Origin of the sequence: Rhizobacter sp. LjRoot28, assembly GCF_964253025.1 — a bacterium.
Taxonomy (GTDB): Bacteria; Pseudomonadota; Gammaproteobacteria; order Burkholderiales; family Burkholderiaceae_C; genus Rhizobacter.
This window is the reverse complement of record NZ_CAXUQC020000001.1, coordinates 2,014,294-2,038,499: the sequence shown is the minus strand read 5'-3', so window position 1 is coordinate 2,038,499 and position 24,206 is coordinate 2,014,294. Positions and strand designations below refer to the sequence as shown.

Sequence of the window (24,206 nt, the reverse complement as noted above, 5' to 3'; positions counted from 1 at the left end):
ATGAAGCGGGTGACCTGGGCATACCTGGCGGCGGCCGGGTTGGTGGCGGTGGGGGCCCTCGCGTGGGCGTTCGCGCCGCGTCCGATCGAAGTGGAAACCGAGCGGGCCGTTCGCGGCCGCTTCGAGAGCACGATCGACGAAGACGCGAAAACCCGGCTGCGCGACCGCTACGTGGTTTCTGCGCCGCTGGCCGGCCGCGTTGCCCGGATCGCGTTGCGCGAAGGCGACCCGATCGCGGCGGGCGCCGAGGTGGCGTCGCTGACGCCGGTGTTGACACCCATGGTCGACGAACGGACCCGACGAGAACAGCAGGCCCGGCTGGAAGGCGCCTTGGCCAATGTGCAGCGCGTGGCCGCACGCATCGAGGCGGCCGAGGCCGCGGTCGAGCGTGCCCGCCACGACACCGCACGCACCGAGGAACTGGCCAGGCAGGGGTTCGCCTCGGCCGCCAAGCTGGAGGCCGACCGGCTCGCCGAGGCGGCCGCCCGTCGCGACGCCCAGGTCGTGCGAGAAGAAAGGCATGTCGCCCGTCACGATGTGGAGCAGGCCCGCGCCGCCCTGGTCGTGTCCGCGGGCTCGGCCGGCAGCGCGCGGAGTTTCGCGCTGCGCTCGCCGGTCGAGGGTCGGGTGCTGAAGGTGGTCCAGACGAGTGAGTCGGCGGTGGCGCTCGGCACGCCGCTGCTCGAGCTGGGCGACACCGCCCGCATGGAAGTGGTCGCCGAGCTGCTGACGACCGACGCCTTGAAGGCGGCCCCCGGAAGCCGGGTACTCATCGAACGGTGGGGCGGGCCCACCGTGCTGGAGGGCCGGGTGCGTCGAATCGAACCTGCGGCATTCACCAAGGTCTCCGCCTTGGGCGTGGAAGAACAACGGGTGAACGTGCTCATCGATCTGACGAGTCCGCCCGCCGAATGGCAGGCGCTGGGCGATGGCTACCGCGTCAGCGTGCGCATCGTCACCCAGTCGGCCGACAAGGCGGTGCTCGTGCCGGTGGGTGCGGTCTTCCCGCGGCCGCAAGGGGAGGGCATGGCGGTCTTCCGCCTGGACGGCGACCGCGCGCGCCTGCTGCCGGTTCGCCTCGGCGGGCGCAATGGCGTGCAGGCCTGGGTGACCGAAGGGGTCGAGGAAGACGCGCAGCTGATCGTCTATCCACCAGCGACGCTGGTCGACGGGGTCCGCGTCAAGCCGCGCAAGGTCTGATCCGCTTCACTCGCCGCGCCGCCCGAGCGTGGCAAGCTTGCCGAGCCACTTGGCCCGCAGGTCGTCATCCATGCCCTCGACGAGGCCGATCAGGGTTTCGTGGATGGGCGCGATGCCGACGAAGCCGAGGATGTTCCGCTCCAGCGCCTTGACGCTGTGGGCCCGGAAGTACCAGCGGTACACCAGGGAGGGCATGCCCATCGTCACCACCAGCCGCGCGGATCGGCCGGCCAGCAGCTTGCGGCCCATGGGATAGAGCCTGTCCTCCGCCACCGCGAAGCCCGGGCGGGCCACCTGCTCGAGGTAACCCTTCAGCAGGGCCGGCATGCCGCCGAGCCAGAGCGGAAAGATGATCACGATGTGTTCGGCCCAGGCCAGGGCTTCCTGCGAGGGCCGCAGCGCGTCCGGGACGGGCGTCGTTTCCCACGCCGCCTTGCTGCGCAGCAACGGAAATTCCAATGCCGACAAGGCGATGGTCCGCACCTCGTGGCCCGCCTCGCGAGCGCCTGTTTCGTAGGCGGCGGCCAACGCGTGGTTGAAGCGGGCCGGATCGGGGTCCGGGTGACCGTCGAGGACGAGGATGCGCTGAGCCATGTGCCATCGTGGCGCACATCGGCGCGCGCGAGTTGACCTGGCGCAATGGGCTGACCCCCCACCGACCGCGGGGACAGGCCGGGGCGGGGCATCATCTCGCCATGCACATGGAAGACCTGGCTCCGCCCCCCTCGATCCGCACACTCGACGAGCTCCTGCGCTGGCGGGCCGCGACCACACCGTCACTCGAGGCCTACCTTCGCCACGACACCGTCCGCGCCACCTGGGTCCCGGTGACCTGGTCCGAGACCCTCGGCATGGTCCGGCGACGCGTGGCCGCTCTGCAGGCACTCGACCTTCCGGCCGGCGCCCGCGTCGCCATCCTGCTGCCCAACGGACTGGAGGCCGTCTGCATCGACCAGGCGGTGCTCGCCTTCGGCGGCGTGCCGGTGCCGATGCACTCGATCGACAACCCCGCGAGCATTGCCTACATCCTGGCCGACAGCGACGCCAGCGTGCTCGTCGCCGAGACCGAGGCGCAATGGCGCGCCATCGCCAGCACCGGGCTGCCGCTGCCGGCGCTGCGCCTGGTCTGCGTGGCCAGTCTCGAGAGCGAGGCCGAGGGCCCTGCCACGCCCGTGCCGGTGCGAACCATCGACGAATGGCTGGCCGAGGTGCCGGCCTGGGGCGATCCCGTCGGACCCGCGGCAGCCCCCGGCCCGGACGACCTGGCCGCCATCGTCTACACCTCGGGGACCACGGGCAAGCCCAAGGGGGTGATGCTCACCCACGACAACGTGATGTCGAACGTGCGGTCGGTGATCGAACGGGTGGCGCCTCGCAGCAGCGACGTCTTCCTCTCCTTCCTGCCCTTGTCGCACACCTTCGAGCGGACCGCCGGCTATTACCTGCCCATTGCCGTCGGCAGCTGCGTGGCCCATGCCCGCTCGGTCGCCCAGTTGCAGGAGGATCTGCGCACCGTGCGCCCCACGGTGCTCGTGTCCGTGCCTCGCATCTACGAACGCGTGCACGCGGCCCTGCAGGGCATGCTGGCCGCATCGCCCCTGAAGCATTGGCTCTTCGCCCGCGCAGAGGCCGTGGGCTGGCGGCGCTTCCGCCGACAGCAAGGCCTGCCGCCTGACGGCGCAGCCGGCACGCCCTGGCTCGACGGGCTGGCCTGGATCCTTCTGGAGCCCGTGGTGGCCCGTCCGCTGCAGGCGCGATTCGGTGGGCGGCTGCGCGTGGCCGTGAGCGGCGGCGCGCCGCTGTCGGCCACCATCGCGCGCTGCTTTCTCGGCCTGGGCATTCCGCTCGTCCAGGGTTACGGCATGACCGAGACCTCGCCGGTGGTGGCTGCCAACTCGCCCGGCGACAACGACCCGGCCACCGTCGGGCGCACCTTGGCAGGCGTCGAGGTGCGCATCGGCGGCGACCGGGAGCTGCAGGTCCGCGGCCCGAGCGTCATGCGGGGCTACTGGAAGCGACCGGAAGACACCGAGCGAGCCTTCGTGGACGGCTGGCTGCGCACCGGTGACCAGGCGGCCATCGAGGCCGGGCGCATCCGCATCCTCGGCCGGCTCAAGGAGATCATCGTGACGTCGACCGGCGAGAAGGTCGCGCCGGTGGATGTGGAGCTCGCCATCACCGCCGACGCGCGCTTTGAGCAGGCCTGGGTGTTCGGGGACAACCGGCCGTTCGTGGGCTGCGTCGTGCTGCTGGAGCGACGGGCCTGGACCCGTTGGTCGGCCGAGCTCGGGCTCGACCCGCAGCTGCCCGAAAGCCTGGAGTCGGAGGTGGCGCGCGCCGCGGTGCTGGCGCGGGTAATTGAGCTCACACGGAGCTTCCCGCGGCCGGGGCAGCCGCGCGCGGTCGTGTTGACCCTGGAGCCCTGGACGACCGAGAGCGGGCTCGTCACCCCCACGCTCAAGCTCAAGCGCAACAACCTGGCCGTGCGGTTTGCCGAGCGGATCGATGCCTTGTACAAGCGCTGAACCGGCGTGAAGCCTGTCCCGTCCCGTTGACGGAGGTCAACCCGTCGGCGGGGCACTCGACGGACGATTCATGCATTTCGCCACCTGGAGATGTCCATGAAGATCCTCGTTCCCGTCGACGGCAGTGACTTCACCAAGCGCATGCTGGCCTACATCGCCGCGCATGATGAAATGCTGGGCCCACGCCACACCTACACCTTGTTCACCGCGGTGGCACCGGTGCCTTCGCGTGCGGCCCACTACATCGATGGCGAGACGCTCAAGGCGTACTACGCCGAGCAGGCCGAGCAGCTGCTGGCCACCACCGAGGCGTTCGCCCGCCAGCAAGGCTGGAAGGTCGAGACGGCTCATGCGGCCGACCACGCGGTGGACGCCATCGTCAAGGTGGCCGAGCAAGGCCGGTACGACCTCATCGTGATGGGGACTCACGGCCATTCGGCCCTCGGCAGCGTCATCCTGGGGTCCGTGACGACCGGCGTGCTGGCGCGCACCAAAGTGCCGGTGCTGCTCGTGCGTTGACTCTCCGGGCGTGGCGGGCGAGGGCGCTCAGTGCGCCATCCAGACCGGCAGCGTCATGGCGTCCAGCACGGTTTTCGTGGCCCCGCCAAGGACCCGCTCCGCGGCCGGGCCGCGGCCATGGCAGCCCATCACGAGGAGGTCGGCACCGACATCCGCGGCCATGGACAGCAGCGCACCGCCCGCGTCCTGGACCGGCACGTCAGGGTGCGTCTCCACCGCCAGGATGCCGTGGGTGCGCAGGTAGGCGGCCACGGCCTTGGCGGCAGGCTCGCCAACCGCGCCATGCGGAACGCCGCGCGCGGTGGCCACATGCACGCAGCGGGCGCGTGCCAGCATCGGAAGGGCCGAGGCCAGCGCGCGGGCGGCCTCGCGGGTGTCGTTCCAGGCCAGGAGCACGGTTTCGGGTTCCGCCACGGCCGGGACGGCGTGAGGCAATACCAGTCCCGGGGTTCCCGAGGCCACGATGACCGACGCCGCGAGACCGGCCGGCACGTCCGCGTTGGCCGGGTCGCCCGGGTCGGGCCGGCCGAACACCACGAGGTCGGTCAGGCGGGCGCGCCGGACCATGGCCGCCAGGGCGGACCCCTCGTCGGCCACCTCCAGCCCGGGACGCAGCGGGCCACCACCGATGTGGCGCTCGAAAGCGGCCCGGGCGCGTTCGATGTGGCGAGGGTCAGGTTCCTCCAGCAAGGGGGCATCCGGCAGCTCGCCGGCTACGGGCACCGGCAACGGCATGAAGCGCCGATCGATGGCCAGCACGCTGCGCAATTCCGCGCGGTGGGCCTGGGCGAGGTCGCGGGCAAGCACCAGGCGCTCGGCAGCGCGCTCGGTGCCGTCAAGGTGGACGATGATCGATTTCAGCGCGTACATGTCGTGGCGTTGCAGTGAGGCTCATTCGGGAATCTACCGAGGTCGCGGGCGCACGCCTTGAGGCGGATCACGTCCCGGGCATCGGAACGACCGGGGCGCGGGCCTCGAGGGTGATCATGCGAGCCGGCGGCCCGCCGCTGCGCGCCTTGCCAGCAGGCGCTGGAGCAGCAGGCCGCCCGGCGCACGGGCTGAGCGTGGCGCCAGGGCGTCCGTTGCCCGAGGCCGCTTTCAACGCGTGGAGGATGGGGCGCGAAGTTCGAGCACGAAGCGCTCGGAGGCTGCATCGCTGCGCTGCGCATCGACCGTGAAGCCGTTGGTCCGGGCCAGTTCCTGCATCGCCGTGTTCTCGCGCTGGATCTCGGCGACGATGCGCTGCGTGCCGCGTGCGCGAAGGTAGTCGATCATCTTGCGCATGAGCATTTGTCCCAGGCCGCGTCCCTTCAGGTCCGAACGCACGAGGATGGCGAACTCGGCGTCGACGTTGTCGGGGTCGGCCACCGCGCGCACGACACCGATGGTCTGCGGGGACTCGCCGGAGACCGTTCGCACCGCGATGAAGGCCATCTCGCGTGCATAGTCGATCTGGGTCAGGCGCGCCAGTTCGCTGCGCGGCAACTCCCGTTGGGTGCTGAAGAAGCGCAGGCGCAGGTCCTGGGTATCCAGCGCATCGATGAAGGCACGATGCTGCGGATAGTCCTCGGGCCGGATGGGCCTGAGCAACAGCGATTCGCCGTTCCATTGGACCGTCTCGGCCAGCTCCGCGGGGTAGGGTGCGATGGCGAAATGTGCCGCGCCGCCCGGCGCCGCGGCGCTGACGCGCACCCGTGCATCCAGCGCCAGCACGCCCTGGTGGTCGGCCCACAGCGGGTTGATGTCGAGTTCGGCCAGTTCGGGCAGGTCGGCGAGCATGCGCGACAGCGCGACGAGCGCGTCGGTGATGGCGTCCATGCGTGCCGGCGGGTGGTCGCGAAAACCGGCGAGCAGGCGAGAGACGCGCGTCCGCGATATCAGGTCGCGCGCCAGCACGCGGTTGAGCGGCGGCAGGCCGATCACCCGGTCGGCCACCACTTCGACCGCCGTGCCGCCCTGTCCGAACAGCAGCACGGGCCCGAACACCGGGTCGACGCTGGTGCCGAGGATGAGCTCCTGGGCCAGCGGCCGCACCGCCATCGTCTGCACCGTGAAGCCTTCGAGCGTCGCATCCGGACGGGCCACGGCGATGCGGCTGAGCATGGTGCTGGCGGCGTCACGCACGGCATCGGCGTCGGCCAGGTTGAGCTTGACGCCACCCGCATCGGACTTGTGGCTGATCTGCTGAGAAACGATCTTGAGGGCGACCGGATACCCGATGTCATCGGCCGCCTGCACCGCCAGCGCCGGATCGGCCGGGACCGCCACCGTGCGGACGACCGGAATGCCGTAGGCCTCGAGCAGCGCCTTGGCCTCGTGCTCGTTGAGCATGTCACGGCCTTCGGCCAGCGCGCGGGCGATGACGGCCTGGGCCCGGGCAGTGTCCGGCGGCGCCGTCTCGCTGGCCGTGGGGGTCTCGAGCAGCATCGCCTGGTTGTGGCGGTAGGTGCGCAGCATGCCGAAAGCGCGCACGGCCTCCTCGGGCGTCGCGTAGTCGGCCACGCCGGCCTCCTCGAAGACGCGGCGCGCCTCATTCATGGTTTCACCGCCCAGCCACGCGGCCATCACGCGGCCCGGGTGCTGGCGGGCGATCGCGGCGCAGGCCCGCGCGATGTCCTGGCTGTGCACGATCGCGGTCGGTGCATGAAGGAACAGCACCGCACCGGTGTCGGGTGTCTCGAGCAGCGCCTGCAAGGTGCCGGTGTAGCGGTCGACCGGCGCGTCGCCGATCATGTCCACCGGGTTGGCACCGGACCACGTGCCGGGCAACAGCGTGTCGAGGTGCTCCCGCAAGGGCTCGGACAGCTCGGCCAGGGGCAGGCCCGCCATGGCGGCGTAGTCGGCCGCCATCACGCCGGCGCCACCACCATTGGTCATGATGGTCAGCAGGTCGTCCTGGTTGGACCCCATGCGCGTCAGCGTCTCGGCCGCCATGAACAGCTCCTGCAGCGTGTCGACGCGCAGCATGCCGGCGCGGCGGATCGCCGCATCCATCACGATGTCGGAGCCCGCCATGGCGCCGGTGTGCGACGCCGCCGCCTTCACCCCATTGCCGGCACGGCCTGCCTTGACGACGATCACCGGCTTGTTGCGTGCCGCAGCGCGTGCGGCCGACATGAACTTCGGCGTCGCGTCGATGGACTCGATGTAGAGCAGGATGGAGCGGGTGCGGGAGTCGCTCGCCAGGTGGTCGAGCAGGTCACCGAAGTCGACGTCGGCGTGTTCGCCAATGGACAGCAGGTGTGAGAAGCCGATGTGGCGGCTCTTCGCCCAGTCGAGCACCGCGGTCACGAGCGCGCCCGATTGCGAGATGAATGCCAGTTCCCCGTCCAGCGCGTCGGTGTGAGAGAAGCTCGCGTTGAGCCCCAGCCTCGGCGTGAGCAGGCCCAGACAGTTGGGCCCGAGCACCCGCAGCAGGTGAGGGCGGGCCGCGTCGAGCACGGCCTGCTTCTGGGCGGCCGTGAGCCCCGCTGTCATGATGACCGCGGCGCGGGTGCCGGCCGCGCCCAGCTCGGCAATGAGACCGGGCAGTGTCGCGGGCGGCGTGCACAGCACGGCCAGGTCAGGCGGCTGTGGCAGGTCGCCCACGCGGGCGAACGCAGCGTCGCCGTCGATGAGCCGGTGCTGGGGGTTGACGGCATAGACTGGTCCGGCAAAGCGGCCGGACCGGAGGTTGCGCCAGACCGTCGAGCCGACGGTGCCCGCGCGGTTGGAGGCGCCGATGACGGCGACGGATCGGGGCTCTAGCAGGCGGTCGAGGTGGCGGACGCTCATGGGAAGACGGGATGGAAAGGGATGACGTTCACGGTAGCGGCATCCCGCGCCATGCGTTTGACAAGCATCAATCTCCCGTCCGGCGGTCGGGTCACCAGGTCACGGTCACTCGCGTTCGGGGCGGTCTTGGACCGGGTAGCGCAGCCAGCAGCCCAGCAATCCCGGCACCATGGCCGCCACTGCGATCGCGAGGCCGAGTGCGGTCACGAGCCAGGGAAGGGCGTCGATCCAGCGGTCCATGCGGTCAGCGCTGGCGACGGGCAGCGCGTCCCGCTTGATCCGATGCAAGCTGATCGGTGACGTTCTGGCGGTCACCCGACCGCAGTTCATTTTTGGCCCGGTTCGGCTCAGCGCATGAGCATGGCATAGGACCACGCACACGCGGCGCCGGTCGCCAGCGGTGCGGCCACGCGCAGGCAGAACGCCCGGCCGCCTGTCGCGAAGGACACCACCATGCGGGTCGCGCTGTTGGCACTGATGGCGAACAGCATGCCGATGGCGACCTCGTGCGCGGTGATACCGCCCGCGGCGCCCAACGCGGCGAGCGAGGCGATGGGCGAATGGGCATCGGCCAGTCCGGCAATGGCTGCGCCAGCCATGGCGCCCGCGGCTCCGAAACGCTGCTGCGCGAGCGTGACTCCCAGCGTGACGGCGCCCAGCAGGCCGGCGATGGCCAGCGCTGCCGGCAGGCTGAGCGCGCTCTCCTCGCGGGGGATGGACACATCGGCCGTCTCGGTGCGCGGGGCGCGCGCCAGCAGGGCTGCGCTGCAGAGCGCCGCGCCGGCCAGGCCCGCGATGGCGGCGGGTGCAACCGCCACTGCAAGCCCGGGTGCGAGCGCCGTCACCAGCGCGATGGCCTGCACCCAGGTGGCCGCGGTGGACAGGCCGGCGCAGCCGGCGAGCCAGGTGAGGCGCCCCGGTTCCTCCCTGGCCCGCGAACCCATCGCAGCCACCGTGGCGGTACTCGACACGAAGCCCCCGAAGAAGCCGGCGGCCGCCAGGCCTCCTCGCGCGCCCAGCGCTCTGAGCGCCACGTGACCGAGGGCCTGCATCAGGAGCAGCAGCACGACCATCGCGGCGAGGGGGCGCAGGCTGATGCCCGCCAGCAGCGCGATCGGGGTGTCCGGAACGAGTGGGAGGACGACCAGTCCGAGTGCGGCCAGCAGCAGGCCGTCGTGGAGTTCCTGTTCACTGAGCAGCTCGGTGGCGAACCGGTGCAACCGTCCGCGTGCGGCCAGCAGGGCAGCCAGTCCGGCGGCAGCGGCGGCCGCGATGCCGGGCGACAGGCAGGCCTGCACGCCCACCAGGTAGGTGGCGACAAGGGCCAGTTCGCTGGTGACGCCGGGGTGCCGAGCGGCGCGCCGGAAATAGCCGACCGCGAGCAGCGCGCCGAGGAAGGCCGCGCCCACGGCGACCAGCAGCACGCCGCCGGAGCCGAAGGCCAGGGCGCCCAACGCCGCCGTCACGGTGAAGGTGCGGATGCCCGCCGCCCGTTGGTCGACGCCCTGGCGCTTGCGGTGCTCCCGCTCGAGCCCGACGAGGAGGCCGCAGCCGGTGGCAACGGCCAGATCGAGCGCGTGCAGACCAGGTGCCAGCAACTCTGGCGCGCTCACGAGAGCCCCCGCCCCGGCGAGGGCGACCCTCCCGTCAGCGTTTGCAGGTGGACAAGCCGAACAGACTGTAGACGGGACAGCGCGACATCAGGCCAGTGGCCAGCGGAATGATGCCGATGTAGCCCCACGCCCCGGTCAAGCCGGCCGCTGCCAAGCCGATGAGCACCACCCCGAGGAGAATGCGCAGGGCGCGGTCGACTGAGCCCACATTGATGGATCCCATGTCCAGGTCCCCGAAGTGTCGTTGCAGCCATCTTCACATCGTGCCACGCCGGCACGCTGAGCCTGCGCAACGCGGGCCGCTTTTCAGGCGCCCGGAGCTCACGTTCCGCGGCGCCGCCACCAGCGCCACAGCCCGATGGCGTTCACGACCGCCCCGATGACCCACGCCGGACGCATGGAGCTGGCGGCCGGGGCGGCGCGGTCGACGACCCGTTGCCAGAGAAGCGCACCGAGCGCACCAGGGCGGGCGCGGGTCGCCAGCACGTTCACGTCGTGTCCGAGCCGGTGGCGCTGCAGTTCAAGCTCGAGGCGGAGCACCCGCCGTCGCTCCGCCAGCAGGGCGGCGCGTGACAGTCCGCGACTCATGCCGGCCCCCCGGCACGAAGCGCGGCCTGGTCCCGCCGAAGCGCCTCGATGCTCTCCGCGAACATCGGCGTGCGGCGCGACACCATGCGATGCCATTGCCATGCGCAGAGCAATGCGCCGCCGAAGTACAGCGCGGTCACGATGCCGGCCGCGGCCAATCGGTGCTCCGGGGAACAGAGGAACACCGCCCAGGCGCCTGCGAGCAGGGCCCCCACGAAGGCGAGAAACAGGGTGCACGCCGCCAACAGCAGCTGCTGTGCAAGGCGCAACCGCTCTTCCTCCACCTCGACGGTGACGAGCTCGAGGCGCGCTCGCCCCATGTCGACGAGCGTGGCGAGCACCTGTCGCGCGGCATGGGGCAGCCCGTCGGCGGCAAGAGGCTCGGACATCAGCGGCGCGCTGCCAGGAAACCGATCAACAGCCCGGCCGCGGCAGCCAGGCCCATCGCACCGTAGGGATTGGCATGCACAGCGTGGTCGGTGGCGCGCACCGCCTGCCGTGCCTTGTAGGCAGCGCTGTCCTCGAGCGCTTCGAGCTGACTGCGCATTTCGCGGACCTGGCGCAGAACCTTCTCGCGAACCTCGGCGAACGTCTCGTCGCCGGAGTCGGCAGCCGACTTCAGGAAGTGCTCGGCCTCGCCCACCATGTGGCGCAGGCTCTCGGCCAGTTCGGTCTTGCCGTTGATGCCTTGGGTGTTCATGTTCGTGTCCTCGAAGGTGCGGGCCGCATCAGCGCGGCCTCGGGGCCCATCGTAGGCAAGGCGTTCCGCGACACGTTGACGGGGCTCAAGCGCGATGAGACATGCACGCGTCTGCACCCGATCCAGGCCGGGCGGGGATCAGTGCGACATGAGCAGCGGCACCGGCGAGCGCCACAGCGCGGTTCTGGTGACCCCGCCCGCGATGCGTTCGATCCAGCGCGAGTGTCCGTAGGTGCCCATGACGATCAGGTCCGCGCCCAGATCGTCGGCCGTCTGGAGCATCGCCTCTCCGATGTGCCGCCCCCCCGCCTGCAGGCGGGGATGGGCCGGCACGCCGTGCAGCGACAGCCAGTCGCAGACGTCGGCGAGGCGGGCGGTCAGCCCTTCGGCGGCCTGGGGCGAACCGCTGTGCCACACGCACACCGTCACCGCCTGCGCCCGACGCAACAGTGGCAGGGCGTCAGTCACGGCACGGACGGCGGCCGGGCTGTCGTCCCAACCCACCAGCACCTGGCGACCGACGTGCTCGGCAAGCCCTTGCCCCGGCACGACCAGCGTCGGTCTCGGGTTGTGGGTGAGGATCCGTTCCACGAATTGCATGTCGGCGCGCAAGGTCGGGCTGTCCGGTGCCGGTTGGCTGATGACGACCATGTCGCTGCAGGCGGCCCGGTGAAGCAGCACCGCGCTGATGTCGCCCTCGGACGTGATGGCCCGCGGCTCTGCCACCCCGCGGGAGCGCGCCAGCTTCTGGAATGCCGCAAGCTGTTCTTCGGCCAGCGACAGCGCTTCGGTGCGAGCCGCCTCGGCGGCCTCGATGGCCCAGGCCGCCGAGCCGAGGCTGGACGGCAGGACGGCCCGGCCCGTCGGCGCCAGGCCTTCGAGGGCGCAGCCATGCGCTGCGGCGAGGCGGGCCGCGACCTGCACGCGCACGCTGCATCGGGGGTCGCTGCCGAGCAGCACGAGGATCTGGCGCAGGTTCATGGCGTTGAAGGTGCCTTGAAGAAAGGAATGTTCGGGAAGGGGCGGGTGTCGCGGTTCAGTCGTAACAGCGGAGGCCGGAGCGCATTCTGCAGCCGTTGAGTCGGCGCAACGCTGTCTGCGCCGCGGTCGAACAGACTTCAAGGCAGCGCCCGGGCGACGCGCGCTGCGACCATCCAACATCAGGGGCCCGGGGGGCTGAGGAGATTGTCATGCTGAAAGTGCTGATCACGGTCGACGGATCCGAGCGGAGCCTTCGGGCCATCGACGCCGTGGCGAAATGGTCAATGGCGACAGGGCCGGTTGAGGTGCTGCTAGTCAACGTCGGCGAGCGGCCGTCGTACTACGGTGACTTCCCGCCCTACGATGCGGAGTCGGTCGACTCGCGGCTGCAGACCGCCCAGGATGCACTGCTGGACGCCGCCGAGAAACACGCGCGAGCCGTGGGCCTCAGCCAAGTGACCTCCGAAGGGGCGAGCGGTGCGCCAGCCGCTGAAATCGTGCGCCTGGCCAAGGAGCGGCGCGTGGACCAGATCGCGATGGCCACCCACGGCCGTACCGCCTTGGGCGGCATCTTCCTCGGCTCGGTGGCGCAGCGCGTGGTGCACCTGGTGGATGTGCCGGTGATGCTCGTGAAGTAGCGGCGGGTGGGCGGCACGCCCGGCCCCGACGATGCGGTGGCGTGCACCGTGCGTCCTGCGCGTGCGGACGCCGCCTCGCCTCACCCGTCGATCGGCACGCCGCCAGCAAACCGGCAGGTCCAGTCGTCCCAGAGTTCCTGCTGGGTGGCGGCCATGCCCTGCTGCCAGGCCAGCAAGGCCTGCAGGGGCACCCGCTGGGTCTCGAGAAACACCTGGGTCAGGGCGTTCGACCAGTCCACCATCGCTTGCATGCCGGCTTGGGGTGTCCAGGGAAGTTCAGGGAAGGCGGTGCTCATGGGCGGCTCCTGCTGTCGGGCAAGGGAAACGGATCAACGGCGGCCGCGCCGCGATCACGGGGTGATCGCGACCTTCAGCACGCCGTCGCGCTGGTGGCCGAAGAGGTCGTAGGCGGCCTCGATCTCGTCGAGCCTGAACCGGTGGGTGACCATGGCACCCAGGTCCACGCGGCCGGTCTCGATGACGGACATCAGGCGCCGCATGCGTTCCTTGCCGCCGGGGCACAAGGTGGTGATGATGCGGTGGTCGCCGAGGCCGGCAGCGAAGGCACCCAGGGGGATCGTGAGATCGGTCGAGTAGACGCCGAGGCTTGACAGCGTGCCGCCCGGGCGAAGCACCCGAAGCGCCGCTTCGAACGTCGCCTGGGTGCCGAGTGCTTCGATCGCGACGTCGACGCCGCGCCCCGCGGTCAACCGCATGATCTCGTCCACCGGATCCACGCGGCTTGCGTCGATCACGTGGTCGGCGCCCAGACGGGAGGCGATCTCCAGGCGGCCGGACAGGCGGTCCACGCCGATCACGACGCTTGCGCCGCTCAGCTTGGCGCCGGCGCTGGCGCACAGCCCGATGGGGCCTTGCGCGAACACGGCCACCACGTCGCCGATGCGGATGCCCGCGCTCTCCGCGCCGCTGAAGCCGGTGGACATGATGTCCGGGCACATCAGCACCTGCTCGTCGCTCAGGCCGTCGGGTACAGGCGCGAGGTTCGCCATGGCATCGGGCACGAGGACGTACTCGGCCTGGCAGCCATCGATGGTGTTGCCGAAGCGCCAGCCTCCCATGGCCTTCCAGCCGTGGGGCGTGCCCGCGCCGTCCTGCGAGCAGACACCGCACAGGCAGGCGTTGCTCCAGCCACTGGGCGTGATCGCACCCGCAATGACGCGCTGGCCTTCGGTGTAGCCGGTCACCCCCGAGCCGAGCTTCTCGATGACGCCCACGGGTTCGTGGCCGATGGTGAGTCCGCGGGCCACCGGGTACTCGCCCTTCAGGATGTGGATGTCGGTGCCGCAGATGGTGGTGGTCGTGATCTTGACCAGCGCATCCTGCGGACCGACCTCGGGCACCGGCTTGTCGTCCAGGACGATGCGTCCGGGCTCGACGAACACGGCGGCTTTCATCTTGGCCATGGGAACTCCTTGCGTTCGGGCATACCGGGCAGCTTAGGGCTTGGGTCGTCGTCGCCCTTGCGCAGGCTCAAGCGGATGCGCTGGAGGCGTCGCCAGAATGAATGGGCATCGGAGCCCTTCATGACCGAAACCAGGCGACCGCGATCTCCACGTGACGCCTTGCGCATGGCAGGCGTTCCGCGCGCGACCGAAACCGATGTCATCGGCGTCACGACACGCACGATGGCGAGCAATGAAACGCCCGCAGTCGCCCAGGCGCGACGCATGGTGCAAGCGCTTGCCGATCGGTTGGCCGGGCAGGGGGAGGGCGTGACGATGATCGAGACGCACATCTCATGGATTCTGCTCGCCGCGGCGACCGCCTACAAGATCAAGAAGCCGGTCGCGTTCGCGTTCCTCGACGCGACGCGCTTGGAGGACCGCCGGCACTTCTGCGTGGAGGAGCTGCGCCTGAACCGGCGCCTTGCACAGTCCATCTACCTGGGTGTCAGCCGGATCACCGGCTCGCACGATGATCCGCACATCGACGGCGATGGGCCGGTCATCGATTTCGCCGTGCGCATGCGTCGTTTCCCGCCCGGAGCGCTGTTCTCCGAATGCGCTGCGGCCGGCACCCTGTGGCCCGACGACGTCGACGCGCTGGCTGCCCTGCTGGCGAACTTCCATACCGATGCGCCACGGGCCGACCCGCATGGCGCCTTCGGCCAGCCGCTGCACCGGCGCGACACGGCCTTGGCTGCGCTCGACGGTGTCGCGAGCCGCATGGCCTCGCGGGGGCCCGCCCTCGGCCGGCTGCACGCCTGGTTGCAGGTCGAGGCGGCGCGCCTCGCGCCCTTCTGGCAGCAGCGGGCCGACTCGGGCTTCGTGCGCGAGGTGCACGGCGACCTCCACCTGGCGAACCTGCTGCGTCTGGGCGACGACGTGTGCGCCTTCGACGGCATCGACTTCGAGCCGTCCTTGCGCTGGATCGACATCGCCGACGATGCCGCATTCGCGATGATGGACCTGATCGCCCACCGCCAGCGGCCCCTGGCGTTTCGCTTCCTCAATGCCTGGCTCGACGCCTGCGGCGACCACGAGGGTCTGCCGTTGTGGCGCTTCGCGCTGGTGAGTCGCGCTCTGGTGCGTGCGCATGTCGGCCTCATCCGGGAGGCGGCGGCGGGAACCTGCGCGCCGAGTCCCTCGGCCTATCTGGACCTCGCGGTGTACCTGGCCCTCGGCCCGCGCGATCCGCGCTTGCTGATCACCCACGGCCTGCCGGGCTCCGGCAAGAGCGTCGCCGCACTTGCGCTGGTCGAAGCGGCTGAAGGCATTCGACTGCGCTCGGATGTGCTGCGCAGCGGCGAGGTCGGCCGCCGCGACTATTCACGGGCGGGCAAGCAGCGCGCGTACGAGCGGCTCGCGACGCTTGCAGGCCTGTCACTCGACGCTGGCTGGCCCACGGTCGCCGATGCCGCGTTCCTTCGGCACGAAGACCGTGCGCGTTTCGCGGCCCTGGCGGCTGAGCGTCACCTGCCGTTCACCATTCTCGACTGCCGTGCGCCGCTGGCACTGCTGCAGGCGCGTGTGGCCGCACGGGCGGCGCAGGGCGCCGACCCGTCCGAGGCCGACGAACAGGTGCTCGACCGCCTCATCGCGACACGGTCACCCCTCACGCCCCTTGAGCTTCGGCGCTGTCTGGTGCACGATGCCACCGAGTCCCGCCCGCTGTCGTCCATCGCGGCGGCGTGGCTGGCCCATTCGGCAGGCTGATCGGCGACCCGCCCGTTGCCCTGCTCGTGCCGACCCCGGCACCCGCTGTCCGGAAAGCCACGCCCGGCCACCCACGCGGCCGATCCGTCAATCCCGGGCGTCGGTGCCGCGTTTGTGCTGGATCAAACCGCAGAGGCGCACCCGACACGCCGGAGCGCTAGCATCGGGTCACCGCCACGAAGATCGCCCCATGACCGACTCTCTCGAAGTGCTGATCGTCGATGATCACGCCATCGTCCGGGAAGGACTGGCCCGCATCCTGCTGGCCTGCGGCCATCCCTGGCGGGTCTCGGAGGCGGCGACCGGCTTCCAGGCCCTGGACCGGGTTCGCGCCGGCGGTGTCGACGTCGTCATCGTCGACATGTCGATGCCCGGCATGAGCGGGCTCGAGCTCATCCACCGCCTGCACGCTGACCACACCGACGTTGCCGTGCTCGTGCTGAGCATGCACGCCGAGGAACAGTACGCCCTGCGGGCATTCAGGGCCGGGGCGAACGGCTACCTCACCAAGGACCGCGCCGGCATCGAGCTGGTGGCGGCGGTTTGCAAGGTGGCCGGTGGCGGCGCCTACGTCACGGCCTCGCTGGCCGAACAGATGGTGCTCGGCATGCACGGCGGCGCGTCCGCTCCCCCGGGCCCGGAACAACTGAGCGACCGCGAGTTCGAGGTGCTGCGGCGCATCGTCGCCGGGCAGCCGCCGGGGGAGATCGCCGAGGAACTGCACCTGTCGGTCAAGACGGTCAGCACGCACAAGCGGCGCATCCTCGACAAGCTCGGCTTGAACTCCACTGCTGCGCTCATCCGCTACGGCATGGAGCACGGCATTCCGGTCAACTGACCCGCAGCGTTGCGATGGCGCCTCAATGGGTGCGCGCGTACTGGGCGACCCAGTCGCGTGCGCTCTCGAACTCAAGTGCCTTGTCGAAGTAGGCCTTGACGCCCGCCTGCAGGTAGGCCTCGCGCATCGCCTGCCAGGTGAAGTTCGACAGGGCGATGACCTGCGTCTCGCCATGCTCGCGCATCACGTGCTTCACCACGGTGAGGCCCTTGCCGCCGTGCTCAAGTTCCACGTCGAGCACGATCACGTCGGGCCGCAAGGCCTCGACCTGCGCGATGGCCGCCTCCACGTTGGCCGCAGTCCCGACGACATCGACCCCGGGCAGTCCGGCGAGCATCGCCACCACGCGGTGCTGGATCAGCGGAGAGTCATCGACGACCAGCACTCTTGTGGCACACACGGGGCCTCCTTGTTGGGCTCAATGGTGCCCGCCCAGCACCGGTTCGCATTGCGTGTTCTCAACGACTGAGCTGTCGGTGCGCGCCACCTGGGCCGGAAGCGCCGCCTCGACGCGTGTGCCGCCGTCCGGCCTGGTATGAACCAGGAGCGAGCCGCCGAAGCCGCGCACCCGCTCGTGCATGCCGATGAGGCCGAAGGACCCGAGCTTGCGGCGTTCGTCGGAGGCGATGCCCCGACCGTCGTCATCCACCCGCAGGGTGAGACCGACGGGGTCGGCTGCAAGCGTGATCGTCGCGTGCCGGGCGCCCGAGTGCTTCGCGATGTTGTTGAGGGCTTCCTGGGCCACGCGGTACAGGCAGGTGGCGACCTCGGACGATCCGGTCACCTCGGGGTCTTCGGTGCCACTGGTGGCAAATCGGCACTCGATGCCGCTGCGTCGGCCGAACTCGCTGGCCAGGTTGTGCAGCGCCGGCACCAGACCCAGGTCGTCGAGGATCTGCGGCCGCAGGTCGTTGATGATGCGGCGCGTGGAAGCGATGGCGGTATCGGCGAGGACGCGGGCGGAATCGAGCAGTGCAGGCACCTGCGCGGGGCTCGGGCCCAACCGATCCGTGGCCGCCGCCAGATCCATCTTGATGGCGGCCATGGTCTGCTGCAGGTCGTCGTGCAGCTCGCGTGCGATGCGGCGACGCTCGTTTTCCGCGATCTGGCCCTGGGCCGCGACCAACCGCTGGAGATCGGCGTGGGAGGTGGCCAGCTCCCGTTGCATCCGGCGCAGGTCGGTCACGTCGCGCAGGACCACCACGATCGCGAGCGAGCCTTGGTCATCGATCACGGTGGCCGTGGACAGCACGGTGCGAGATGTCCCGTCGAATCGCAGGACCTGCAGCTCCACCGTCGACGTGGCCGGCACGCCCGACAAGAGGTCGTCGATGCGCGAGCGAACGAGTGGGCGCGAGTCCGGGTGCATGAGCTGCAAGGTCGATGTGCCGAGGATCTGCGACTCGTCGGCCCCGAACAGGCGCGCGCCGCCCGGGTTCACGTAGCTGATGCGGCCGACCGCCTGGACGATCACCGCGTCGGGAAGCACCGCCAGCACCTTGCGCAGCCGTGCTTCGCTCTGACGCAGCTCCACCTCGGCACGGCGGCGGTCGGTGATGTCGCGCAACACCACGGTGCAGGCGTCGTCCCCGCCGGAGCAGGAGAAGGTGGCGTCGGCCGGGAAGGTGCTTCCATCATGGCGGCGGGCGTTGACGGTCGCGATGCGCCGCACCGGGTCGGCGCCCGCCGCGGCGATCTCCTCCGGACCGGGCGGATCGAGCAGGTGCGGCTCATCCCCGTGGCGCGGGATCCACAGGGTGACGGGGGTACCGATCAGCGCCTCGATCGGTACCCCGAAGGCGGCCGCGGCCGACGGGTTGGCCATCGCGATGCTGCGCGAGGCATCCACGGTCAGGATGGATTCAGGTACCGATTCGAAGACGCTGCGCATGTTGCGCTCGCTGAGTTCGAGCGCACGCGAGGCCTGCCGCAACGCCTCGGTTCGCTCGTCGACGCGCTGCTCCAGCACGTGGGTCGCTTCCTGTTCGGCCTGCGCCATGCGCTGGCGGTGGCGCAGCTCGCGGTACATGAAGATCTGGATCATCCCCAGGGTCACGGCGAGTGCAAGCCCGAGGACGGCGCCGACCGCCTGATTGGTGCGAACGCTTGCGTCGCTGGCGGTTCGCTGCTCCGCCAGGCGCGCTTGCACCTTGGCCGTCATGGTGGCCATGTGGGCCTGCAGGGCGTCCATCTGTGCCCGGCCCGCACCGGAGCGAAGCAGGGCGAGCGCCCCGAGGTTATCCTCGCCGGAGAGCCCGACAAGGCGCGCCATGTGGAGGCGCTTGCGATCCGCCAGCGCCCGGAGGCGGGAGAAGTCTTCGCTCCGGCCGACCTGTCGCGCCAAGGTGTCCATCGCCGGCTCGTAGCGTTCGATGGCGGTCAGGTAGGGCGCCAGGTAGTCGATGTCGCCCGTGAGCAGGAAGCCGCGGGCGCCGGTCTCCATCTCCAGCAAGGACCGGTTGACGGCAGCAAGTGCCGCCATGACGCGGTGGCCCTGCTCGACGCTGGCAACGTTGGCCCGCAGCTGCGCGGTCGAGCGCAGGTTCAGGATACTGAAGGCGCCCAGGACGAGCAGGGTGAGGCTCCAGGCAAAGAGGTACTTGCGGTCGAAGCTGAAGGCCATGCCGGTCTTTCGGGTTCCGGTGTATCGGGGCCTCGCGGACGGGCTGGGGCCTGCGGGCGGCGGGCGAGGGGAACTCAGGCCGGGCTGGTGGCGGCATCCTCGATGTCGCGCATCACCAGCACCGGCACGCTGCTGCGCCGCACGACCTGCTCCGCATCGCTGCCGAGCACGGCGTGCTGCCAGCCGCGGCGGCCATGGGTGCCCATGGCGATCAGGTCGCAGGGCAGGGCGCCGGCCTGGGCGAGGATGGCGTCGGCTGTCGACTCGCTGCCCGCCTCGCGGACCACCGTGTCGGCTTCCACCCCGGCTGCGAGCGCGGTCGCCGCCGCGTCGTCAAGAAGGGCCTGGGCCCGGGCGCGTGACAGGTCGCGCGAATGGGCGTGCGCCGACACGGGTGCCTGGCCGAGCAAGGCCGGATAGGCGTCCGCCACGTGAAGCAGGACCAGCCGGGCACCCAGCGGGCGGGCGAGGCGGATGGCTTCGAGCAGGCCCCGCCGGGAAGGGGCGCTGCCGTCGAACGGCACGAGGATGCGTTGGTACATGGAAGTGGGCTTTCGGAAGTCCGTTCCATTCTCGGCGCCGCCCTGGAGAATCGGTTGATGCGGGTCAACCCGTGGCCGGGCGGCCGAAACGGAAACGCCCTGCGCCAGCGCAAGACCCCGACGCCGAGATGCCGCTAACGTACCGGCTTTTCCCGATCAGGAGTTCGTCCGATGACCACGGTGGTGTCCCCGCAATCGACCTCGGTGTCCAGCTTGCCCGCTCAGCTGATCAGCCAGGAAGTGCTGCTCGAGAAATACGCCAAGGGTGGCGAACGCAGCGTCGAGGATGTGCGGCGCCGCGTCGCCCGCGCCCTGGCCGAGGCCGAGGCGCCTGCGTTGCGCGAGATCTGGGAAGGCCGCTTCCTGGAAGCGCTGTCGAACGGCTTCGTGCCGGCGGGTCGCATCAACTCGGCGGCGGGTACGGCGCTTACCGCCACCCTGATCAACTGCTTCGTCCAGCCCGTGGGGGATGCCATCGCCGAGGCCGACGAGGGCCACCCCGGCATCTACACCGCCTTGACCGAAGCGGCGGAGACGATGCGGCGAGGGGGTGGCGTGGGCTACGACTTCTCCCGCATCCGGCCGCGCGGCGCCTGGGTGGGAAGCACCCAGTCGAGCGCCTCGGGCCCGGTGTCGTACATGCGGGTCTTCGACCGGTCCTGCGAGACGGTGGAATCGGCGGGCGCCCGGCGCGGTGCGCAGATGGGTGTGCTGCGCTGCGACCACCCGGACATCGAGGAGTTCATCCACGCCAAGGACCGCGGCGACCTGACGAACTTCAACATCTCGGTCGGCCTGACGGACATCTTCATGAAGGCGGTGCAGGACGACGGGCAGGTGGAGCTGGTGCACCGCGCGGAGCCCGGCCCGGCCCAGCGCGCCGAAGGGGCTCGCCAGCGCGAGGACGGCCAGTGGGTCTATCGCACGCTGCCGGCGCGTGAACTCTGGGAGCAGATCATGCGCTCTACGTACGACCATGCCGAGCCCGGCGTGCTGTTCCTCGATCGCATCAACATCGACAACAACCTGTCGTACTGCGAGACGATCGCGGCCACCAATCCGTGTGGAGAGCAGCCGCTGCCCGCCTATGGCTGCTGCTGCCTGGGCTCGATCGACCTCACCCGATTCGTCCTCGACCCCTTTGCCGCCAACGCCCGCTTCGACAAGGACGGCTTCTCGCGCCTGGTGCAGGTGGCGGTTCGCATGCTCGACAACGTGCTCGACATCACCTTCTGGCCGCTCGAGCAGCAGGCCGCCGAAGCCAGCAACAAGCGGCGGGTGGGTCTGGGCTTCACCGGCCTCGGTGACGCGCTCGCCATGCTCAACCTGCGCTACGACACGGCGCCGGCCCGCGCGGCGGCGCGCGACATCGCCGAACTCATGCGTGACACCGCGTACGAGGCCTCGGTTGACCTGGCGGCAGAACGTGGCGCCTTCCCGCTCTTCAACGCCGACCTCTACCTGCGCCGCAACACCTTCGCCTCTCGTCTGCCCGCCCGGCTGAAGGAGCGCATCCGCACCGAGGGCCTGCGCAACTCGCACCTGCTGTCCATCGCCCCCACCGGCACCATCAGCCTCGCCTTCGCCGACAACGCGAGCAACGGCATCGAGCCGCCGTTTTCCTGGACCTACACGCGCAAGAAGCGCATGCCGGACGGCAGCACCAAGGAGTACGCCGTCGAGGACCACGCATGGCGGCTGTTCCGTCACCTGCATGGCGACGACGCCCCACTGCCGCCGGCCTTCGTCACTGCGCTGGAGATGTCCGCGCAGGCGCACGCCGAGATGGTGGCCGCCGTCGCGCCCTTCGTCGACACGGCCATCTCCAAGACGGTGAACGTGCCCGCCGACTACCCGTACGCCGACTTCCAGGACCTGTACATGCAGGCCTGGAAGGCCGGCCTGAAGGGCCTGGCCACCTACCGCCCGAACTCGGTGCTGGGCTCGGTCCTGAGCGTCGAACCGGTCGCGGCCACCCCCGCGCCCGCGCCGGTCGCCCATGCCGTCTCGGCCAACCATCGGCTGGAGCTCGACCGCATGCCCAAGCCCGTGCTGGCCTCGCTGCGCTGGCCGGGCCGGCCCGCGTTGCCGGCCGGCAACCCCGCCTGGACCTACATGGTCCGCCATCCCTTCGGCGAGTTCGCCCTCTTCATCGGCGAACTGCCGGACGGCGAGCGCGCCGCCCCGTTCGAGGTGTGGGTGAACGGTGCCGAGCAGCCGCGCGGCCTGGGAGCCCTGGCCAAGACCCTCTCCATGGACCTGCGCGTGCGCGACACCGCCTGGGTGCGCCTGAAGCTCGACGCACTGGCCACGGTGCAGGAGGAGCGTGCCTTCGAGATGCCGTTCCCGCCATACGGCGAACCGCGCCGCTTTCCGGGCGTGGTGGCCGCCACGGCGGCCGTGATTCGCTGGCGCTGCGAACGGCTGGGCCTGTGGTCCGACGACGCGGCGGGCCAGACCACACCGGTGATCGACGCCATGTTCAGCCGCGACGAGCCCAAGACCGGGCCCAACGGAACCCTGGCCTGGTCGGCAGACGTGCACAACCCGGCGAGCGACGAATCATTCACCTTGACCCTCAAGGAAGTGATGTTGCCGGACGGGCAGGGCGGCACCATCACGCGGCCCTGCACCGTGGGCCTGTCGGGCAACTATCCGCGCGCGATGGACGGCCTCGCCCGCCTGCTGTCGCTCGACATGCGGGTGCTCGACCCGGCCTGGATCGGCATGAAGCTGCGCAAGCTGCTCAACTACGCCGAGCCCCTCGGCCACTTCATGGCCTTCGTGCCGGGCCTGCCGGCCGGGCAGCAACGCCAGCAGATCTGGCCGTCGACGGTCGCGTACGTCGCGCGGCTCATCATCCACCGCTACGCCATGCTGGGCGTGCTCGACGAGCAGGGCTACCCGCTGCGCGAGATGGGCATCCTGCAAGGGCCGGAGCGCCGCGGCGAACCGGTGGTGGCCGTGTCCACCGCACCGATGGCCGGCCAGCGCTGCCCCGAGTGCGGCAACGACACCGTCATCCACAAGGACGGCTGCGACTTCTGCACGTCTTGCGGGCACATCGGCAGCTGCGGGTGAGTCGTGCTCACCGCCTGCGCCGTTCCAGCGGGCTGGACGGCGCGGGCCTGCGTCGCTATTGCGTTGCCTTGCCATCGCGGCCAGACAACGCATTCGGCCGGCAAGAGACCTTGACGTGGATCAGAGACAACTCCGGCTGCGACGTCTAGAGTGAGCCCGGTTGCACCCGGGCGCAGGCTTCTTCCGACGCTGGCCCACCTAGGAGATTCTCTTGATTCCATTCGACCTGAAGGACCTGCTGGCCACGAGCGGGTTGTCGCCGCTGCGGCTTTCCGACCGCACGCTGCTGCCCATCGTCCAGGGCGGCATGGGCATCGGCGTGTCGGGGCACCGGCTGGCGGGCAGCGTGGCGGCCCAGGGCGGTGTCGGCACGTTGAGCTCGGTGGACCTTCGTCGCAGCCACCCCGACCTGATGGAGCGCACACGCGGCCTCGGTTTCGGTCAGGCCGCCAAGGACGCCATCAACCTGGCCAACCTCGAAGCGCTCTCGCGCGAGGTCGTGCTGGCCCGCAAGCTGGCGGGTGACTTCGGCCTCGTGGCCATGAACGTCATGCGCGCGGTGAGCGACTACGCCGCGCAGGTGGGCCGCGCCCTCGAGGCGGGCATCGACGCCATCGTGGTGGGCGCCGGCCTGCCGCTCGACCTGCCGGACCTGGCGGCCGACTACCGCAAGGTGCTGCTCATTCCCATCCTCTCCGATGCCCGCGGCGTGCAGCTCGTGCTGCGCAAGTGGGAGCGCAAGAAGCGCGTGCCGGATGCGGTTGTCATCGAACATCCGGGGATGGCCGGCGGCCACCTCGGGGCGGCCAAGGTGGCCGACGTCCACGACCCGCGCTTCAACTTCGAGCATGTCATTCCCGAGACCCGCGAGGTGCTGCGTGCCGCCGGCATCGAGAACACGCCCATCATTGCCGCGGGCGGCATCCGCTCCATCGACGACATCCGTCGCGTGCAGGCGCTGGGCGCCTCGGGCGTGCAGCTCGGCACGCCGTTCGCGGTGACCGAGGAGTGCGATGCGGACCCCGGTTTCAAGAAAGTGCTCGCCGAGGCCCGCGAGGAGGACAAGGTCGAGTTCACCAGCGTGGCCGGCCTGCCCGCGCGTGCGGTGAACACGCCGTGGCTGAAGGCCTACCTCAAGGCCGAGCCGCGCCTGCAGGCGGTGGCGCACGAGAAGGCCCGCTGCACCAAGGCCTTCGACTGCCTCGCCCAGTGCGGGCTGCGCGACGGCAAGGTGGGATGGGGACAATTCTGCATCGACCAGCAGCTCGCGTCGGCCCTGCATGGCGACCTCAAGGGCGGCCTGTTCTTCTCCGGACGCGGTGCCTTGCCCTTCGGCGACCAGATCCGCAGCGTGCGTGAGCTGATGATTCGCCTGCTCGGCGGCGATGCCCCGGTGCGCGCCTGACGC

General features: G+C 70.4%; 23 protein-coding genes. 8 read left to right on the top strand and 15 right to left on the bottom strand.

Going from position 1 to position 24,206, the window contains the following annotated elements:
* Complete coding sequence (locus ACSQ2F_RS09435) at positions 1–1,200, top strand: efflux RND transporter periplasmic adaptor subunit (protein ID WP_436022064.1); 1,200 nt, start codon at positions 1–3, stop codon at positions 1,198–1,200.
* Between the two features lie 6 nt (positions 1,201–1,206).
* On the opposite strand, the gene ACSQ2F_RS09430 is transcribed toward ACSQ2F_RS09435, so the two are convergent.
* Positions 1,207–1,794, bottom strand: coding sequence for an NAD(P)H-dependent oxidoreductase (locus tag ACSQ2F_RS09430; RefSeq protein ID WP_436022062.1), 588 nt, complete (start codon positions 1,792–1,794; stop codon positions 1,207–1,209).
* Positions 1,795–1,895: 101 nt separating this feature from the next.
* Here ACSQ2F_RS09430 and ACSQ2F_RS09425 point away from each other — a divergent pair, with 101 nt between their 5' ends.
* The gene (locus ACSQ2F_RS09425; protein WP_436022060.1) at positions 1,896–3,725 is read left to right on the top strand and encodes an AMP-dependent synthetase/ligase; all 1,830 of its coding nucleotides are present in this window, start codon (positions 1,896–1,898) and stop codon (positions 3,723–3,725) included.
* A 96-nt stretch (positions 3,726–3,821) separates the two neighbouring features.
* Positions 3,822–4,244, top strand: a complete 423-nt coding sequence (locus ACSQ2F_RS09420) for a universal stress protein (RefSeq protein WP_436022058.1) — start codon at positions 3,822–3,824, stop codon at positions 4,242–4,244.
* Positions 4,245–4,271: 27 nt separating this feature from the next.
* Here the strand turns inward: ACSQ2F_RS09420 and ACSQ2F_RS09415 are convergent, their stop codons facing one another.
* The 9 genes from ACSQ2F_RS09415 to ACSQ2F_RS09375 form a co-directional block, all read right to left on the bottom strand.
* A complete protein-coding gene (locus ACSQ2F_RS09415; protein WP_436022056.1) occupies positions 4,272–5,114 on the bottom strand; it encodes a universal stress protein in 843 nt (280 codons plus the stop codon).
* 228 nt (positions 5,115–5,342) lie between these two features.
* On the bottom strand, positions 5,343–8,018 hold the full coding sequence (locus ACSQ2F_RS09410) for a bifunctional acetate--CoA ligase family protein/GNAT family N-acetyltransferase (RefSeq protein WP_436022054.1): 2,676 nt from the start codon (positions 8,016–8,018) through the stop codon (positions 5,343–5,345).
* Between the two features lie 105 nt (positions 8,019–8,123).
* Positions 8,124–8,306: a hypothetical protein gene (locus ACSQ2F_RS09405; protein WP_436022052.1), complete on the bottom strand. Its 183-nt coding sequence runs from the start codon at positions 8,304–8,306 to the stop codon at positions 8,124–8,126.
* A 59-nt stretch (positions 8,307–8,365) separates the two neighbouring features.
* Positions 8,366–9,631 (bottom strand): DUF4010 domain-containing protein, encoded by a 1,266-nt coding sequence (locus ACSQ2F_RS09400; RefSeq protein WP_436022050.1) that lies wholly within the window; start codon positions 9,629–9,631, stop codon positions 8,366–8,368.
* 34 nt (positions 9,632–9,665) lie between these two features.
* Entirely contained in the window at positions 9,666–9,854 is a 189-nt protein-coding gene (locus ACSQ2F_RS09395; protein WP_436022048.1) for a YgaP family membrane protein, read from the bottom strand.
* 98 nt (positions 9,855–9,952) lie between these two features.
* Positions 9,953–10,219 (bottom strand): hypothetical protein, encoded by a 267-nt coding sequence (locus ACSQ2F_RS09390; RefSeq protein WP_436022046.1) that lies wholly within the window; start codon positions 10,217–10,219, stop codon positions 9,953–9,955.
* Positions 10,216–10,608: a phage holin family protein gene (locus tag ACSQ2F_RS09385; RefSeq protein WP_436022044.1), complete on the bottom strand. Its 393-nt coding sequence runs from the start codon at positions 10,606–10,608 to the stop codon at positions 10,216–10,218. Before ACSQ2F_RS09385 ends, ACSQ2F_RS09390 begins: the two co-directional genes overlap by 4 nt.
* Positions 10,608–10,919, bottom strand: coding sequence for a DUF883 family protein (locus ACSQ2F_RS09380; RefSeq protein WP_436022042.1), 312 nt, complete (start codon positions 10,917–10,919; stop codon positions 10,608–10,610). The genes ACSQ2F_RS09385 and ACSQ2F_RS09380 overlap by 1 nt, the downstream gene beginning before the upstream one ends.
* Before the next feature lie 138 nt (positions 10,920–11,057).
* Positions 11,058–11,900 (bottom strand): universal stress protein, encoded by an 843-nt coding sequence (locus ACSQ2F_RS09375; RefSeq protein ID WP_436022040.1) that lies wholly within the window; start codon positions 11,898–11,900, stop codon positions 11,058–11,060.
* 209 nt (positions 11,901–12,109) lie between these two features.
* Here ACSQ2F_RS09375 and ACSQ2F_RS09370 point away from each other — a divergent pair, with 209 nt between their 5' ends.
* A complete protein-coding gene (locus tag ACSQ2F_RS09370) occupies positions 12,110–12,538 on the top strand; it encodes a universal stress protein (protein WP_436022038.1) in 429 nt (142 codons plus the stop codon).
* 80 nt (positions 12,539–12,618) lie between these two features.
* Here the strand turns inward: ACSQ2F_RS09370 and ACSQ2F_RS09365 are convergent, their stop codons facing one another.
* Together ACSQ2F_RS09365 and ACSQ2F_RS09360 are read right to left on the bottom strand one after the other, a co-directional pair.
* The gene (locus ACSQ2F_RS09365; RefSeq protein ID WP_436022036.1) at positions 12,619–12,834 is read right to left on the bottom strand and encodes a hypothetical protein; all 216 of its coding nucleotides are present in this window, start codon (positions 12,832–12,834) and stop codon (positions 12,619–12,621) included.
* A gap of 54 nt (positions 12,835–12,888) precedes the next feature.
* Positions 12,889–13,962, bottom strand: a complete 1,074-nt coding sequence (locus ACSQ2F_RS09360; protein WP_436022034.1) for an NAD(P)-dependent alcohol dehydrogenase — start codon at positions 13,960–13,962, stop codon at positions 12,889–12,891.
* A gap of 165 nt (positions 13,963–14,127) precedes the next feature.
* Here ACSQ2F_RS09360 and ACSQ2F_RS09355 point away from each other — a divergent pair, with 165 nt between their 5' ends.
* Together ACSQ2F_RS09355 and ACSQ2F_RS09350 are read left to right on the top strand one after the other, a co-directional pair.
* Positions 14,128–15,714 carry a bifunctional aminoglycoside phosphotransferase/ATP-binding protein gene (locus ACSQ2F_RS09355; RefSeq protein WP_436022032.1) on the top strand — a complete coding sequence of 529 codons (1,587 nt, stop codon included), beginning with the start codon at positions 14,128–14,130 and terminating at the stop codon, positions 15,712–15,714.
* Between the two features lie 190 nt (positions 15,715–15,904).
* Positions 15,905–16,552, top strand: a complete 648-nt coding sequence (locus tag ACSQ2F_RS09350) for a response regulator (RefSeq protein ID WP_436022030.1) — start codon at positions 15,905–15,907, stop codon at positions 16,550–16,552.
* A gap of 22 nt (positions 16,553–16,574) precedes the next feature.
* On the opposite strand, the gene ACSQ2F_RS09345 is transcribed toward ACSQ2F_RS09350, so the two are convergent.
* From ACSQ2F_RS09345 to ACSQ2F_RS09335, 3 genes are all read right to left on the bottom strand, one after another.
* Positions 16,575–16,952 (bottom strand): response regulator, encoded by a 378-nt coding sequence (locus ACSQ2F_RS09345; protein WP_436022028.1) that lies wholly within the window; start codon positions 16,950–16,952, stop codon positions 16,575–16,577.
* Between the two features lie 18 nt (positions 16,953–16,970).
* Positions 16,971–19,175 (bottom strand): PAS domain S-box protein, encoded by a 2,205-nt coding sequence (locus tag ACSQ2F_RS09340; protein ID WP_436022026.1) that lies wholly within the window; start codon positions 19,173–19,175, stop codon positions 16,971–16,973.
* A gap of 74 nt (positions 19,176–19,249) precedes the next feature.
* Positions 19,250–19,717, bottom strand: a complete 468-nt coding sequence (locus ACSQ2F_RS09335) for a universal stress protein (RefSeq protein WP_436022024.1) — start codon at positions 19,715–19,717, stop codon at positions 19,250–19,252.
* 171 nt (positions 19,718–19,888) lie between these two features.
* Here ACSQ2F_RS09335 and ACSQ2F_RS09330 point away from each other — a divergent pair, with 171 nt between their 5' ends.
* Positions 19,889–22,798, top strand: a complete 2,910-nt coding sequence (locus tag ACSQ2F_RS09330) for an adenosylcobalamin-dependent ribonucleoside-diphosphate reductase (protein ID WP_436022022.1) — start codon at positions 19,889–19,891, stop codon at positions 22,796–22,798.
* Positions 22,799–23,009: 211 nt separating this feature from the next.
* Positions 23,010–24,203 (top strand): NAD(P)H-dependent flavin oxidoreductase, encoded by a 1,194-nt coding sequence (locus ACSQ2F_RS09325; RefSeq protein ID WP_436022020.1) that lies wholly within the window; start codon positions 23,010–23,012, stop codon positions 24,201–24,203.
* The last annotated feature ends 3 nt before the right edge of the window (positions 24,204–24,206 follow it).

Bases quoted from the DNA above. Each gene is read 5' to 3' on its own strand.
- ACSQ2F_RS09410 (WP_436022054.1), bottom strand. From the start codon at position 8,018: ATGAGCGTCCGCCACCTCGACCGCCTGCTAGAGCCCCGATCCGTCGCC.
- ACSQ2F_RS09385 (WP_436022044.1), bottom strand. From the start codon at position 10,608: ATGTCCGAGCCTCTTGCCGCCGACGGGCTGCCCCATGCCGCGCGACAG.
- ACSQ2F_RS09370 (WP_436022038.1), top strand. From the start codon at position 12,110: ATGCTGAAAGTGCTGATCACGGTCGACGGATCCGAGCGGAGCCTTCGG.
- ACSQ2F_RS09350 (WP_436022030.1), top strand. From the start codon at position 15,905: ATGACCGACTCTCTCGAAGTGCTGATCGTCGATGATCACGCCATCGTC.
- ACSQ2F_RS09375 (WP_436022040.1), bottom strand. From the start codon at position 11,900: ATGAACCTGCGCCAGATCCTCGTGCTGCTCGGCAGCGACCCCCGATGC.
- ACSQ2F_RS09330 (WP_436022022.1), top strand. From the start codon at position 19,889: ATGACCACGGTGGTGTCCCCGCAATCGACCTCGGTGTCCAGCTTGCCC.
- ACSQ2F_RS09380 (WP_436022042.1), bottom strand. From the start codon at position 10,919: ATGAACACCCAAGGCATCAACGGCAAGACCGAACTGGCCGAGAGCCTG.
- ACSQ2F_RS09420 (WP_436022058.1), top strand. From the start codon at position 3,822: ATGAAGATCCTCGTTCCCGTCGACGGCAGTGACTTCACCAAGCGCATG.
- ACSQ2F_RS09425 (WP_436022060.1), top strand. From the start codon at position 1,896: ATGCACATGGAAGACCTGGCTCCGCCCCCCTCGATCCGCACACTCGAC.
- ACSQ2F_RS09435 (WP_436022064.1), top strand. From the start codon at position 1: ATGAAGCGGGTGACCTGGGCATACCTGGCGGCGGCCGGGTTGGTGGCG.
- ACSQ2F_RS09395 (WP_436022048.1), bottom strand. From the start codon at position 9,854: ATGGGATCCATCAATGTGGGCTCAGTCGACCGCGCCCTGCGCATTCTC.
- ACSQ2F_RS09390 (WP_436022046.1), bottom strand. From the start codon at position 10,219: ATGAGTCGCGGACTGTCACGCGCCGCCCTGCTGGCGGAGCGACGGCGG.
- ACSQ2F_RS09415 (WP_436022056.1), bottom strand. From the start codon at position 5,114: ATGTACGCGCTGAAATCGATCATCGTCCACCTTGACGGCACCGAGCGC.
- ACSQ2F_RS09360 (WP_436022034.1), bottom strand. From the start codon at position 13,962: ATGGCCAAGATGAAAGCCGCCGTGTTCGTCGAGCCCGGACGCATCGTC.
- ACSQ2F_RS09335 (WP_436022024.1), bottom strand. From the start codon at position 19,717: ATGTACCAACGCATCCTCGTGCCGTTCGACGGCAGCGCCCCTTCCCGG.
- ACSQ2F_RS09430 (WP_436022062.1), bottom strand. From the start codon at position 1,794: ATGGCTCAGCGCATCCTCGTCCTCGACGGTCACCCGGACCCCGATCCG.
- ACSQ2F_RS09355 (WP_436022032.1), top strand. From the start codon at position 14,128: ATGGCAGGCGTTCCGCGCGCGACCGAAACCGATGTCATCGGCGTCACG.
- ACSQ2F_RS09365 (WP_436022036.1), bottom strand. From the start codon at position 12,834: ATGAGCACCGCCTTCCCTGAACTTCCCTGGACACCCCAAGCCGGCATG.
- ACSQ2F_RS09340 (WP_436022026.1), bottom strand. From the start codon at position 19,175: ATGGCCTTCAGCTTCGACCGCAAGTACCTCTTTGCCTGGAGCCTCACC.